The 13,602-nt window shown below is 42.2% G+C and carries 16 protein-coding genes; 2 read left to right on the forward strand and 14 right to left on the reverse strand.

Annotation, left to right across the window (positions count from 1 at the left end; all coding sequences use genetic code 11):
- Positions 1-4: 4 nt before the first annotated feature.
- A protein-coding gene (gene prfB / locus ACZ5GY_RS05250) for a peptide chain release factor 2 (RefSeq protein ID WP_213690199.1) occupies positions 5-1,115 on the reverse strand; the annotation gives its coding sequence in 2 pieces (ribosomal slippage) (positions 5-1,042 and positions 1,044-1,115; 1,110 coding nt in all).
- 191 nt (positions 1,116-1,306) lie between these two features.
- Here prfB and selD point away from each other — a divergent pair.
- Together selD and ACZ5GY_RS05260 are read left to right on the forward strand one after the other, a co-directional pair.
- Positions 1,307-2,353, forward strand: coding sequence for a selenide, water dikinase SelD (gene selD / locus ACZ5GY_RS05255; RefSeq protein ID WP_464112069.1), 1,047 nt, complete (start codon positions 1,307-1,309; stop codon positions 2,351-2,353).
- Positions 2,354-2,425: 72 nt separating this feature from the next.
- Positions 2,426-3,622, forward strand: a complete 1,197-nt coding sequence (locus tag ACZ5GY_RS05260; RefSeq protein WP_213690201.1) for an MFS transporter — start codon at positions 2,426-2,428, stop codon at positions 3,620-3,622.
- Here the strand turns inward: ACZ5GY_RS05260 and ACZ5GY_RS05265 are convergent.
- From ACZ5GY_RS05265 to ACZ5GY_RS05325, 13 genes are all read right to left on the reverse strand, one after another.
- Positions 3,619-4,470: a hypothetical protein gene (locus tag ACZ5GY_RS05265; protein WP_213690202.1), complete on the reverse strand. Its 852-nt coding sequence runs from the start codon at positions 4,468-4,470 to the stop codon at positions 3,619-3,621. The genes ACZ5GY_RS05260 and ACZ5GY_RS05265 overlap by 4 nt on opposite strands.
- Positions 4,430-4,975 carry a bifunctional pyr operon transcriptional regulator/uracil phosphoribosyltransferase PyrR gene (pyrR, locus tag ACZ5GY_RS05270; protein WP_213690203.1) on the reverse strand — a complete coding sequence of 182 codons (546 nt, stop codon included), beginning with the start codon at positions 4,973-4,975 and terminating at the stop codon, positions 4,430-4,432. The genes ACZ5GY_RS05265 and pyrR overlap by 41 nt, the downstream gene beginning before the upstream one ends.
- 2 nt (positions 4,976-4,977) lie before the next feature.
- Positions 4,978-5,712: a ribonuclease III gene (rnc, locus tag ACZ5GY_RS05275; RefSeq protein ID WP_213690204.1), complete on the reverse strand. Its 735-nt coding sequence runs from the start codon at positions 5,710-5,712 to the stop codon at positions 4,978-4,980.
- 8 nt (positions 5,713-5,720) lie between these two features.
- A complete protein-coding gene (gene fabF, locus ACZ5GY_RS05280; RefSeq protein WP_213699390.1) occupies positions 5,721-6,959 on the reverse strand; it encodes a beta-ketoacyl-ACP synthase II in 1,239 nt (412 codons plus the stop codon).
- Between the two features lie 106 nt (positions 6,960-7,065).
- On the reverse strand, positions 7,066-7,317 hold the full coding sequence (gene acpP, locus ACZ5GY_RS05285) for an acyl carrier protein (protein WP_213690206.1): 252 nt from the start codon (positions 7,315-7,317) through the stop codon (positions 7,066-7,068).
- A gap of 36 nt (positions 7,318-7,353) precedes the next feature.
- Positions 7,354-8,094 carry a 3-oxoacyl-[acyl-carrier-protein] reductase gene (fabG, locus tag ACZ5GY_RS05290; RefSeq protein WP_213699391.1) on the reverse strand — a complete coding sequence of 247 codons (741 nt, stop codon included), beginning with the start codon at positions 8,092-8,094 and terminating at the stop codon, positions 7,354-7,356.
- A 2-nt stretch (positions 8,095-8,096) separates the two neighbouring features.
- The gene (fabD, locus tag ACZ5GY_RS05295) at positions 8,097-9,050 is read right to left on the reverse strand and encodes an ACP S-malonyltransferase (protein ID WP_213690208.1); all 954 of its coding nucleotides are present in this window, start codon (positions 9,048-9,050) and stop codon (positions 8,097-8,099) included.
- A gap of 18 nt (positions 9,051-9,068) precedes the next feature.
- Positions 9,069-10,016, reverse strand: a complete 948-nt coding sequence (gene fabK / locus ACZ5GY_RS05300) for an enoyl-[acyl-carrier-protein] reductase FabK (RefSeq protein ID WP_464112109.1) — start codon at positions 10,014-10,016, stop codon at positions 9,069-9,071.
- A gap of 10 nt (positions 10,017-10,026) precedes the next feature.
- Positions 10,027-11,025 (reverse strand): beta-ketoacyl-ACP synthase III, encoded by a 999-nt coding sequence (locus ACZ5GY_RS05305; protein WP_213695720.1) that lies wholly within the window; start codon positions 11,023-11,025, stop codon positions 10,027-10,029.
- 2 nt (positions 11,026-11,027) lie between these two features.
- Positions 11,028-12,026, reverse strand: a complete 999-nt coding sequence (gene plsX / locus ACZ5GY_RS05310) for a phosphate acyltransferase PlsX (RefSeq protein WP_213690211.1) — start codon at positions 12,024-12,026, stop codon at positions 11,028-11,030.
- A 20-nt stretch (positions 12,027-12,046) separates the two neighbouring features.
- Complete coding sequence (gene fapR, locus ACZ5GY_RS05315; RefSeq protein ID WP_213690212.1) at positions 12,047-12,625, reverse strand: transcription factor FapR; 579 nt, start codon at positions 12,623-12,625, stop codon at positions 12,047-12,049.
- Between the two features lie 170 nt (positions 12,626-12,795).
- Positions 12,796-13,002 carry a 50S ribosomal protein L32 gene (gene rpmF / locus ACZ5GY_RS05320; RefSeq protein ID WP_213690213.1) on the reverse strand — a complete coding sequence of 69 codons (207 nt, stop codon included), beginning with the start codon at positions 13,000-13,002 and terminating at the stop codon, positions 12,796-12,798.
- Positions 13,003-13,022: 20 nt separating this feature from the next.
- Entirely contained in the window at positions 13,023-13,592 is a 570-nt protein-coding gene (locus ACZ5GY_RS05325) for a YceD family protein (protein WP_464112070.1), read from the reverse strand.
- Positions 13,593-13,602 lie beyond the last annotated feature (10 nt).

The following is a 13,602-nucleotide window of genomic DNA, read 5'->3' on the forward strand; positions in this document are numbered from 1 at the left end:
AAACTTAGTTATTGCCAGACAATTTATTCCATCGCAAATAAGCCATTATGAAATCATCAAGGTCTCCATCAAGAACCGCTTGAATGTTACCTGTTTCATACCCTGTTCTGTGATCTTTTACAAGAGTATAAGGATGGAGAACATATGAGCGAATCTGATTGCCCCAACTTATTTCCTTCTTTTCACCTTGAATGGCATCCATCTCATCCCGACGTTCCTGAAGGGCTCTTTCATAGAGCCTGCTTTTTAAAATTTGCATAGCAACCATTTTGTTCATATGCTGTGACCGTTCGTTTTGACAGCTAACGACAATCCCCGATGAATAGTGGGTAATGCGTACTGCCGAATCTGTCATATTAACATGCTGACCACCTGCACCACTGGAACGATACGTATCGATTCTAATGTCTTCCGGGCGTATTTCTATATCTTCATTCTCTGGAAGGTCAGGCGTTATATCTACAGAGGCAAAGCTTGTATGTCGTCTACCTGCCGAATCAAAAGGTGATATTCGTACAAGCCGATGAACCCCCTTCTCAGATTTTAAATATCCATAAGCATAATCCCCTTCTACAAACAAGGTCACACTACTGATTCCACCTTCGGCATCACGTAGCAGATCTAGAATTTTGAAGCGGAATTTGTTCTGTTCCAACCACCGAACGTACATCCTATAAAGCATTTCTGCCCAATCCTGAGAATCTAATCCACCTGAACCTGCATGAACAGTAACAATAGCATTCCCCTGGTCAAAATCTTCACTGAGAAGTTCTATGAGTTGCAGATGTTCTATTTCTCTTTTAAAAGCCAACGCACGCTGGTCAAATTCTCGTTGAAGATCTGTGTCGTCTTCTTCATGTAAAATTTCCACGATAGTTTCCAATTCTTGAAACTCAGATACTATTTTTCTCCAGGAATCAAGTCTATCTTGACATCGCGCCAAATCTTTCGTTACCTTTTTAGCCTCGTCACTTCCCCAAAAATCTGGAGCAAGGGTTTTACTTTCAAGTTCATTTTTATTTCCCTCCAACCTAACGAGGTCAAAGACTTTCCTGCAGTTCTTCTTTTAAGGAACGCAGTTCCTCCAATACTGTAGAGTTTGGAATCGTTGCCATTATTCCAAATCACTCCTTTTCTAAATGCTGTATAATTCTCTTCGAGCTTTTCATTATATCATTCTGACTCCTGGTATTTCCTTTCATAAAAGCAAAATATCAGCTATTTATGAATGAATCCCATGAATAAAAATCATGTCAGTTTGTTATAATTCTTATTGTTATTATAAAAGAAGGGAGGGCCTCTATCTATGCGATTAACTGAACTTTCTAAAACAAGTGGGTGAGCCGCCAAAATAGGTCCGGCGGACCTTGAAAAAATACTTCGAGACATACCTCCGGTACGAGACGACCGTATTATTTCAACATGGGCATCTGGAGAAGACGCAGCACTCTGGATTATTGATGACAGACGCCTTGGAGTTCTTACCCTTGATTTCATTACTCCCATTGTAGATGACCCAAGAAAATGGGGAGAAATAGCAGCGTGTAATTCTATTAGCGACGTCTTTGCAATGGGCGGACGCCCTATTGTTGCCCTGAATATAGTAGGATTCCCCGTAAAAAAGTTAGATATTGAGATATTACGGGAAGTGCTTGAGGGAGGCTATGCAAAAGTTAGAGAAGCAGGAGCGTTTCTAGTAGGAGGTCATAGTGTAGAAGATGACGAACCTAAATATGGACTTGCTGTATACGGAGAAGTTGCAAGATCGAATCCATGGCAAGTAGTCGGAGCAAAACCAGGCGACGCACTACTTTTAACAAAACCTATAGGAAGTGGTGTCATTGCAACAGGAATAAAAGCGGACATGATTGTGGATCCCAAAGGACCAGAAGAGGCCATGCGATGGATGTCTACTCTTAATAATATTCCACTCGTCATTCCTCAAGAATTACTTGATCATGTTCATGCCTGTACAGACGTAACCGGTTTTGGGCTTATTGGACATACTCTAGATATGCTTTCAGCAAAAACGTTGAATGTCACGCTGGGTCTCCATGACGTCCCGTTATTTCCAGGTGTCATTGAACTTGCAGAGAGCGGGTTGATTCCGGCAGGCACATATAATAATAGAATTCAATATGAAGATCACGTCACAGAAAAAGAAGAATTCCCCGCTGAACGTGTAGACATGATGTATGATGCCCAAACGTCAGGCGGCTTATTGTTAGCTCTGAATCAAGAGCATGCCCCGGCAATGCTGAACGCATTGAAAGAAGCAGGGTTTGAAAGAAGCACGTGTATTGGTTATTTTTCTGAAGGGCAAGGTAAGATTGAAATTGTTCATAATCTTTAGTACAATAAACAATAAGTTGTGATTTTTACTCCCTCATGTGAAAACATGAGGGAGTTTTTAAAGGGGCATTTTATGAATAAAACTCATTCCTCCCACGTAGACTATATTTTACTTACGCTCTCTCTGTCTTTATTCTGCGCCATGCTTGGCGTTGGTGTTATTAGTCCCATTCTTCCTGTCTATGCATCAAAGCTTGGTGCTAGTGGCATTCTTCTTGGTCTGGTTTTCGGCACCTTCTCATTCGCGCGAACAGGCGGAATGATTCTCAGTGGAGAGTTAGCTGAACGTTTTGACAGAAAACGCCTCTTAACGCTTGGTCTTTTAATTTATTCATTAGCTTCCCTCGCTTATGTACACGCTGATACTACACTTTCTCTTATTACTATACGTTTCTTCCATGGACTGGGTTCCGCCTTTGTTGTACCTATAACGATGGCAATAGGCGCTGATATAGCAAAAAAAGGCGAAGAAGGCATATTTTTCGGTACACTTCAGGGTGCTCTCTTTTTAGGCGTAGGTTTTGGACCTCTTATCAGTGGAGTTCTTACTGATCATATAGGATGGCACGTGCCTTTTTATTTTATGACGACACTCACTACTATTGCCCTTCTCATGGTTATTAAAAAGCTTCCCATCGGGATTCCAAGTCGCTCTAAGTCTAATGGGAAAATGCTTCCCGCAATTAGAGGCATGATAAAAAATGCCGCTCTTCGAACCTGTTTTTATTACCAATTTTGTTTTGCAATGTGTCGAGGAACAATGCTTATGATGATTCCTCTTCTTGCTTCTGGTTACTCTCTTTCTTTTTCACAAATAGGCATAATCCTCTCCCTTAACTCCGTTACAACGGGAGTTTTACAACGATATTTTGGGCAACTTTCTGACAAAATTTCACGTCATCACCTGATAATTGTTGGTGGTATTTTCTCAGGGTGTGTTTTTATCATCGTACCTTTCTTTGAATCTTTTACAGGTCTCGTCATAGCGAGTGTTATTTTTGGCGTGGGGCACGCACTCTCTGCTCCATCTCTCGCAGCTATAGCTGCCGAAAACAGTTTTCAATTTGGTAGCGGGCGAACAATGAGCGTATTCAATATTTTCTTTAGTCTGGGGATGATGACGGGGCCAGTTCTAGATGGTTTTATCGTTGAATCAAACTTTCCATTGAGTCCATTTCATGTGCTGAGCTTCTTTATTTTTTCAGCAACAATCCCATTTCTTTTCTTTGTAAAGAATAAAAACAACCAATCAGCTACATCGGAAAGCTAAGATTTTGTATCTCCTGGAGTAGCTATATTCCATATTGCTAAGTACTGGTCGTAGAGAGCTATGATCAGATCTTGCCCTATTGTTGGATATTTTAATTGAATAACTGCCGTAGACTTACTCTCCAATAAAACTTTTTTCACTGGAGCTGGCGTTTTATGATCATATAAAACAGGAATATTCAATTGAGAACACTCTTTGATTTTCTCTTTGAGTTGATCTAAAGACTCTCCTTTTTCCCACGCTTTTCGCAATGTTTCTTCAGGTTGAATAATGCGACATTGCGCTGCTTTCAGCAGTTCAAGGTAGTCTTCTGAAAGGCTATATACTTCTTTTCCTTGTAAAAGTTGCCTTCCTAAATAAACAGTACTTTCCAAACGTCCCTGAAATTCAGCTAACCGTCGTTGGTAAAAAGAGTAATGTTCTGAATCAAGGCTAGAAAAAACATTGAGAATTCTTTGCGCTATAAAAGGAAGAACGGAAGGGTCTGTAAAATACCTATCTATTTCTTCCCGCGGAAAGGGTAATTGAGAATATAACACATGAATGTTTTTAAAATTTGGTGAGGAAAGCCCATACTTTTGCGCATTTTTATAATCCAGTGCTAAAAAAGGACCGTCTTTGGGCAGTTTTTTGACAGATACCTTTTTTTCAATGCCATCTTCTGTCCATTGGCCTATGGGTTTTACGTTTATAAAGACCCCACCCATAAAGTGGGCTATAACTGAAAGCCATGGAGATGTGACCCATAAGTCCATTGCAAAAACTTTAATGGGGCAAATAACCAACAGTAAAATGACAAGTAAAAATCTAACTTTTTCTTTCGCAGATAACAACATTATTGGCGCCATCCAATTCCTCTACACGAACTTCCACTATTTCATCAGAAGATGTAGGTACATTTTTCCCGCAATAATCGGGTTGTATAGGCAATTCACGATGGCCTCTATCTATTAAAACTGCAAGTTGAACTACAGAGGGGCGTCCTAAATCCATAAGAGCATCAAGAGCAGCCCGTACTGTTCTGCCCGTATAAATGACGTCATCAACTAAAACGACCTTCATTCCATTTACATCAAAGGGAATAGATGTGCTATGTACCACTGGCTGTTCGTGAAGAAGAGTGAGGTCATCTCTATAAAGAGTTATATCTAATTCACCTGCAGGAATTTTGACTTTCTCTTGTTTTTTAAGTGATTGTTGAAGCCGTTTGGCCAAAAAAACGCCACGTCTTTGAATGCCAACTAAAGCAACATTCTCTGTTCCCCTGTTTCTCTCGATAATTTCATTGGCAATTCTTTTAAGAACTCGTTCTATATCCTCTTCATTCATAATCGTCGTTTTTTCTACAAGCATTCCTAAGGCCCTCCATCAATATCATTTTTACACCAGAGTTCCGTTTGAGTCAGTACCTGTTGCGCAACCTTACTTTCAGCCATTTTTATCGAATGTCCACGCCCAACAGCTTTAAAATGATCTCCTATACTCAATTGCACCGTAAAAAGGGGCATATGAGAAGGACCTTCTGATGATACAACTTTGTATTGAGGTTGCCCCAATCCTCTTTTTTGGGTTTCTTCTTGTAGAAGAGACTTTGGATCTTGTTTTTCATCATACGCATTACTTTTAGACTGAAAAAAGAGATATCTTAGTATAACCTGCGATGCGGCTTCATATCCGCCGTCAAAAAACACCGCCCCAAAAACAGCCTCAGAAGCATCTGCAATAATAGATGCATTCGCCCCCTGATGGACCAATCCCTTGCCTAAACGAACAAGGCGCGGAATCTCCATAGAAGTCCCCCACGCAGACAATGCATCCTTACAAACAAGGTTTGCACGATATCGCGTCAAGACTCCTTCATCTTCATGAGTGTATTCATTAAATAAACCAGCAGAAACGACTAGTTCCAGAACAGCATCGCCCAAGAACTCTAAGCGCTCGTTAAAAAAAGGAAGGCCCGCCTCATGAGCAAAGGAAGCATGGGTTAGGGCCTCCTCTAACGTCGCTATATTAACAAAAGAATATCCTAGTCGTTCCTGAAAGGAGGCAAGCGCAAGTCGCCACCATTGCTCCTTCTCAGATACGTTCACTTTTTATCTTACTCCTCGTATTTCTGTACTGCTATAACTGCATTATGTCCACCAAATCCGAAGCTATTAACTAAAAGACGGGACACAGATTTATGTACAGCCTCCTGGCCTACAACATTGACTCCACAATCAGGATCAGGTGTTTCGTAGTTGATCGTAGGATGAACGACACCTTCCACTATGGACTGTAACGCTGCTATTGTTTCTAATGCTCCGGCAGCTCCAAGACAATGTCCGATCATTGATTTTGTTGAATTGACAAGAACATTGGGGGTATACTCACCAAACAATGTGCGAATTGCCATGCTTTCCATTTTATCATTAAGCTCTGTAGAGGTTCCGTGAGCATTAATATAATCAACATCTTCAGGAAGCCATTTTGCCTGTCGCATGGCCTGTCGCATGGCTCTGACCGCTCCATCCCCTTGAGGATCAGGTGCAGTAATATGGCTCGCATCGCATGTAGAACCATATCCTACAATTTCTCCATATATAGTAGCACCGCGTTTTAAAGCATGCTCTAAGTCCTCAAGAACGAGAACACCTGCCCCTTCCCCCATTACAAAACCATCGCGATCCTTGTCAAAAGGACGAGATGCCCGTTGTGGTTCGTCATTTCTAGTGGAAAGAGCCTTCATAGCAGCAAAACCTGCAATACTGATAGAACGAAGAGCTGCTTCCGTTCCTCCAGCAAGAATGATATCTGCGTCATCCCTCATTATTGAGTAGTAGGCTTCACCTATACTATTTGTTCCTGTGGCACATGCTGTAACAACACACATATTAGGCCCTTTAGCTCCATAGCGAATAGCAACATATGCAGTAGACATGTTGCTGATCATCATAGGAATAAAGAAGGGGCTTACACGCCTCGGTCCTTTTTCCATCAGAGTTTTAAAATTGTTAAAAGTGGTTTCTATGCCACCCTGTCCTGTTCCAATATAAACACCAAATCTATTCGAATCCAGGCTACTAATATCAAGATGGGCATCTTCGACTGCCATATCAGCTGCTGCTACAGCAAAATGAATAACCCGATCAGATCTTTTTGCCTCTTTTTTGTCAAGCCAAAGCGTAGGGTCAAAATCTTTAATCTCAGCACCAAATGTCACAGGAAGATCACTGGCATCAAATGTTGAAAAAGGGAAGACTCCGTTTTTTCCTTCTTTAAGAGCCTGCCAAAAATTTTCCCTACCATTCGCGATTGGGCTTACTACTCCTAACCCCGTGATAACTACCCTTCTCAAAATACGTCACTCCTCACCGTTCAAGGATAGGGCATTTCTCAGTTTTGAGAAGGCCGGAGGTGTACACCTGTGTCCTCCGGCCTTGTAAATGCATTTATTTGTTGACTTACTCTTCTACTCCAAGCTTGTCGAAGGTATATTTCATTGCTTCCCCTACGGAAGTGAGCTTTTCCGCATCCTCGTCAGGAATTTCAATGTCGAACTCTTCCTCAATACCCATGATGAGCTCAACAATATCAAGAGAGTCAGCTCCAAGATCTTCAACAAAAGAAGCCTCCGGAACGATCTGGCTTTCTTCAACATCCAATCTATCGATGATAATTTCTTTCAGGCGTGCTAACACTTCTTCTTTTTTCATTCTCCTTCACCCCCTTCCTCACATCATAATATAAATTTAACACATAGTCATTCCGCCATCGACGGCAATAACCTGACCTGTTATATATGCAGAATCATCTGAAGCAAGGAAAGCTGCAACCTTTGCAATATCTTCAGGAACTCCAGCTCTACCTAAAGGAATCTGAGACAGCATAGACTGTTTAATCTCATCTTTCAAGATGGATGTCATATCAGTTTCAATGAAACCTGGAGCAATAGCATTTGAAGTAATTCCGCGGGCCCCATATTCCCTCGCAACAGCTTTGGTAAATCCGACAATTCCAGCTTTTGATGCGCAATAATTCGACTGGCCTGGATTTCCAATCAAAGCGACAACAGAAGAGATATTAATAATACGCCCCCATCGTGCTTTTACCATCTTCTTCAAGGCTCGTTTTGAACAACGATATACTGAGGTAAGGTTAGCTGCAATTACTTTATCCCAGTCATCATCTTTCATTCGCATCAGAAGATTATCCTTTGTTATTCCTGCGTTGTTTACAAGAATCTCCACAATACCCCATGAATCTTCTATTGTTGAAAAAAGAGCCTCTACTTGCTCAGCGTCGGTAACATCACATTTCACAGCTAAGCTTTTAACACCCATAGCTTCTATTTCCTTACAGACGTTCATTGCTTCGCTTTCGCTTCTGTTGTAACTTATGGCCACATTGTGTCCACGTGAAGCGAGTTCCAAAGCAATAGCTTTTCCTATCCCTCTACCTCCGCCTGTAACAAGTGCTATCTTCTCTGGCATATCTATTCCGCTCCTTCCTCCTGGAAAAGGGCAGCTATAGCCCGTAACTCTTCTTCATTCATCGCAGAATACGTCTTAAGCCCCTTCTGGCAACGCTTAATTAAACCAGCCAAGACAGTTCCTGGCCCTAATTCCAAATACGAATCTATATTCTGCGAAACCATATACATAACAGAATCTGTCCATAAAACAGGACTATATGTCTGATGGTATAGCGCACTCTGTATATCTTCTACAGTGGAAACTGGTTTTGCCGAAACATTGGCTATAACCGGTCGCGAGGGAACATGCCACTCGCATTCCTCAAAAGCCTTCTGAAGCTGATCGGCAACTGGCCTCATTAAGGAGCTATGGAATGGAGCGCTTACTTTCAGCATTATTGCCTTACGAGCTCCTCTTTTTTTAGCCTCTTCTGCTGCTTTTTCAACAAAGGAAGTCTTACCCGAGATAACAATTTGCCCAGGCGAATTAAAATTTGCAGGCTGGCATTCTTGATTCGGTGCTAACTCAGCACATATATCACAAACCACATCGGAATCAAGTCCAATAAGAGCTGCCATTGCACCGACTCCTTCAGGAACCGCCTCTTGCATAAGAGAGCCACGAAGATGAACCAAACGAACGCCATCTTCTAACGAAAGAGCACCCGTGGCAACCAAAGCAGTATATTCGCCAAGGCTATGGCCAGCGAAATAATCTGCATCTATTGAAACTCCGAAAGCTTCTGTCAATACTGAATATGCGGCGATACTCGCCGTTAAAATAGCTGGCTGCGTAAAAGCAGTAAGAGTAAGTTTCTCGTCTGGACCATTAAAAATAATGTCACTCAGTTTAAAACCTAGTGCTTTATCTGCTCTTTCAAATACATCCCTAGCTACATCAAAGGTGTCATATAAACTTTTTCCCATTCCTACTTCTTGAGCTCCCTGACCAGGAAAAACTACTGCATATTTCATTTGTGACACCTCGATTCTTTAAAATTCAAAATGTGGAAGTCTGGATATAACATCAGCAGCCTCATTAAACATAGTTTGAATTATCTCAGCCGCTGGTTTTATATCGTTTATCATTCCGGCGCTTTGGCCAGCCATAACAGAGCCCCATTCAATGTCTCCATCTACAACAGCCGCTCTCAAACGCCCTGTTCCTAATTTTTCTATGTCATCTATTGAAGCTCCCGCATTTTCAAGTTCTTCAAACCGTGCTGATAATTTATTTTTCAAACAACGTACAGGATGACCAGTTGGCCGACCTGTTACTACATTACTTCTATCTCTGGCTTTTAAAATTGCTTCTTTGTAGTTTTGATGAACGGTGCATTCTGAGCAACAAACCATTCGAGTTCCAATCTGAACTCCCTCTGCGCCAAGGCTGAAGGCTGCGGCGATTCCACGGCCATCGGCTACGCCTCCTGCAGCAATAACAGGAATATTCACAGAATCAACAATTTGTGGAACAAGAACCATCGTCGTCAAATCACCTATGTGCCCTCCCGCTTCAGTACCCTCAGCAACTACAGCATCAGCACCCTGTTTCTCTACGCGCTTAGCCTGAGCAACCGAAGCAATTACAGGAATAACGACTGTTCCCAAGGGTTTTAATCGTTCAATAACTTTTCCTGGGCTTCCAGCTCCTGTTGTCACTATAGGAACACGGTGCTTAGCTGCTAATTCCATAGCAGCATCAGCAGTTGAGGACATAAGCATAATATTCAGTCCAAAGGGTTTATCCGTCAATTCTCTGGCACGAATCAGCTCTTGCTCTAAAATCTCAGGCGGCATGTTAGCGGCTCCTATGAGGCCAATACCGCCCCCATTACTTACCGCTGCTGCTAAAGTTGCGTTAGCGACCCAAGCCATACCCCCCTGTATGAGTGGATATTGCACACCAAGGAGCTGCGTTACTCTGTTTTTCCAAACCAAAATATTCACCTCACATCTCATACAGAATTGAACCGTATGTCATCCCGGCTCCGAAACTAGAGAGGACCATCTTCTGCCCCTTTTCTAATTTTCCGCTCTCAAACAACTCTGCAAGAACAAGGAAAACAGACGCAGCAGACGTATTTCCATAACGATCAAGATTTACCCATGTCTTTTCAGGATCAGCTCCAAGACGTTTCATAACTCCGTCTATAATACGGAGATTAGCTTGATGGAATAACCACCAATCAATTTCAGAAGGATCAACGTCAGATGCCGAAACAAACTTTTTGAGAAAAGAAGGTAGAACACGATTTACAAATTTAAAAACATCATTTCCCTTCATGTGAACATAATGAAGTCCTTCTGCAATCGTTTTCTCCGAAGCGGGGTTCTCAATAAGTCCACCAGGGAGGGTTATAAAGTCAGATTTTGTGCCATCAGCACGAAGCTCCGCAGATATGAAACGTCCTGTGCCTTCAACGGAAGGGCCAAGAACAGCAGCTCCTGCACCGTCTCCAAAAAGAACACATGTATTGCGATCTTCCCAGTTAATAACGTGAGACAATACTTCAGCACCGACAACGAGCACCTTGTTCCAAAGTCCGCAGCTAACGCCTGTCATCGCAACAGTAAGAGCATAAATACATCCTGTACATCCCGACTGTACGTCGAAAGCTCCAGCATGAGAAGCCTTAAGTTTCCCTTGCAATTTAGGAGCCACTCCAGGGAAAAGGGTGTCTGGAGTATTGGTTGCAACTATAACCATGTCAAGCTCTGATGCAGAAACTCCACTCTTTTTCAATGCGGCTAAAGACGCTTTATAGGCAAGATCACTTGTCAACTCACCTTCAGCTGCAATTCGTCTTTCACGAATCCCTGTTCGTTCCCGAATCCATTCGTCATTTGTTTCAACCATTTCAGACAAATCATTATTGGTCATTATTCTTTTAGGAACATACATTCCAGTCCCAAGAATCGCAACATCACGACCATTTAACTGACCCATTACTATACCTCCTTGCCAAGCTCATCAGAAATGAGATCGACACCCTTCTGTAAAACAAAGTTTCTCGCTACTCGTATTGCACTTTCTACAGCGGGAGCTTTAGATCGTCCATGAGCTTTTATAACCACGCCATTTACACCGAGAAGAGGAGTCCCTCCATGTTTTTCGTAATTAAAACGCCCCCACAAATCTTTAAGCATTGGGGCCATAAAAAGAATTCCTATTTTAGGCAATACTCTCCGTCCAAATTCCTCTTTTGCAATTGAATAGACGGCTTGTATAACACCTTCGGCGAATTTTAAGACTACATTTCCTGAAAAACCATCGCAAACGACAACATCTGCCTTACTAAAGGGGACTTCGTCGCCTTCTACATATCCAGTAAATTTCAATGAGCTAGCTTTCAACATCTCTCGTGCACTCGCAATAACTTCATCGCCCTTTATGTCTTCCGAGCCATTAGAAAGAAGCGCTACCTCAGGGGACGGCACTCCCAAAATACACTTTGAATAAATATTTCCCATCAGTGCAAATTGATAAAGGTTTATTGGTTTGGCTCGAACTGTAGCGCCCACATCTAAAAGAAAGGTATACTTGTTCAACGTAGGAAGAGCAACTCCCAGTGCAGGACGGTCTATTCCTGATATTCTTCCAACAACCAAGACTCCACCAGCAACAATAGCACCAGTATTCCCTGCAGAGACACAACCTTGAGCTTCCCCATTTCTCGTCATTTCCATAGCAAGACGTAAGCTGGAGTGTCTCTTCTTACGAATACTTTGACTTGGATGCTCATCCATAGAAATGAACTCTTCTGTATGGACTATTGAGAGTCTCTTTCGAACATCAATCTCTGCCTGATCTATAATTGGTTCTATTTGAGAACGGTCCCCTACAAGGACGATCTCCAGATCTCTAAATTTTCTACACGCCAATATCGCACCTTTACAAGGTTCGTGGGGAGCATTATCGCCTCCCATGGCATCAACAGCCAATAACATTGTTACGTTTGCCTCCCCTCTTAATCTCTCGTCTCGAGGGAGTTTATGACCACGGCTATAAAACGGCCTACAAAAATTTCATGATCTCCAACCCGAGTTCGCACACTAACGATATATTTATTATCCTTATGCACACCAACTTTTGCACGAGCGATCAAAACATCCCCAACCTTAGCATGGCTCTTATACTCGCCTCTCATTGAATCGATTATGACCATATCGGCCTCAACTACCGCTATTGCAATTGAACTAGCCTGGGAATATATATAATGATCACACACATAATCTGTATGGCGGAATGCCATATCTTTTTTTGTTTGAAGGACTGACAGCGCCCATTTATTGGGCTCGAGTTCAAGAAGGTCTCCTACAACTTCGCTTTGTTTCAATGAACGCAGTTTGCTTGTAGCCCTTTGGGCCATATTTTTAGTACGTTCTCTTAGCTCTGGCACTCCCAGTAACGCACGATCAAGACGGACGGTACTGACGCTAACGTCTAAAGCATCAGCTAATTCTTTGTCTGTATAAAGCGGATTCTGTTCTAAAAACTTTAATAGCTTTTCCTGTCTTTGCTTTTTCCGTTTCGAACGAATCGTCACAACCTCCAGTTTTTAAGACCTGGTACTAATATCTGATCTGATGACTGGGTCAGTATAATATTTTTCAGCTTTCTGGTCAAGAAAAAAATAGCGGAGGACACATGCCCTCCGCTATTTTATGTGAGCCAAATCAATTCGATGCAGCTCACGCCTCATTTTAATCTTAAATCTTATGCTTCCTCGGCTACTACTTCTTCTCCCGTTTTTACAACTTTACGGCCTCTGTAGTATCCACACTCAGGGCAAGCACGATAATTCATAATTATCTCTCCACAGTGCGGACAAGTTGTAAGTCCAGGTGCAGTAGCAGATCCAAGCCAATTTGCTTTTCTTTTATGCGTACGTGCATGAGAAACTCTACTTTTAGGTGTTGCCATACTCGTTCCCCTCCTTTTCCTTAAGCTTCCAAATCTTCTTTCTTGATTTTTAGCAAATCTGCGAGTCTGGGGTCTCTAGTCTCACGGTTGCAGCCACAATCACCATCGTTGAGAGAAGCGCCACAAACAGGACAAAGTCCTTTGCAATCCTCTCTACAAAGAGGGTTGGTGGGAAGGCTCAATATGAGACTTTCCCATACCTGCGGAGTAATATTTAATTTATTCTCCAAAGCGTCTACCAAAACTAGATGCTCATCTGATTCTTGTTCTCGCTCAGATGTAACAGAATCCCGCAAAGAGTAAAGATACATGAAATGTGTCTGTAATGCAATATCTGTTAGTTCAAGACAACGAACACAGGGAACTGAAAGTGTAGTTTCCAGTTCAATCTGGACCATGACAGACTGATCAGCCCAACTTACATGAGCGACAACCTGCAACGGAGAAAGAAAAGAAAATTCTTCTTGGGCAAAAACAATAGATTGTTTCATCTCTATTTGCCAAGAAGCATCTACCACATCCGGCCCTTCCTCCCTGCCTGGCAAATGCACCCAAAATGACCAGTCAGACGGCAGATCAGTAATTGCCATGAGATTTCCT

Source organism: Aminobacterium thunnarium (genome assembly GCF_055390565.1).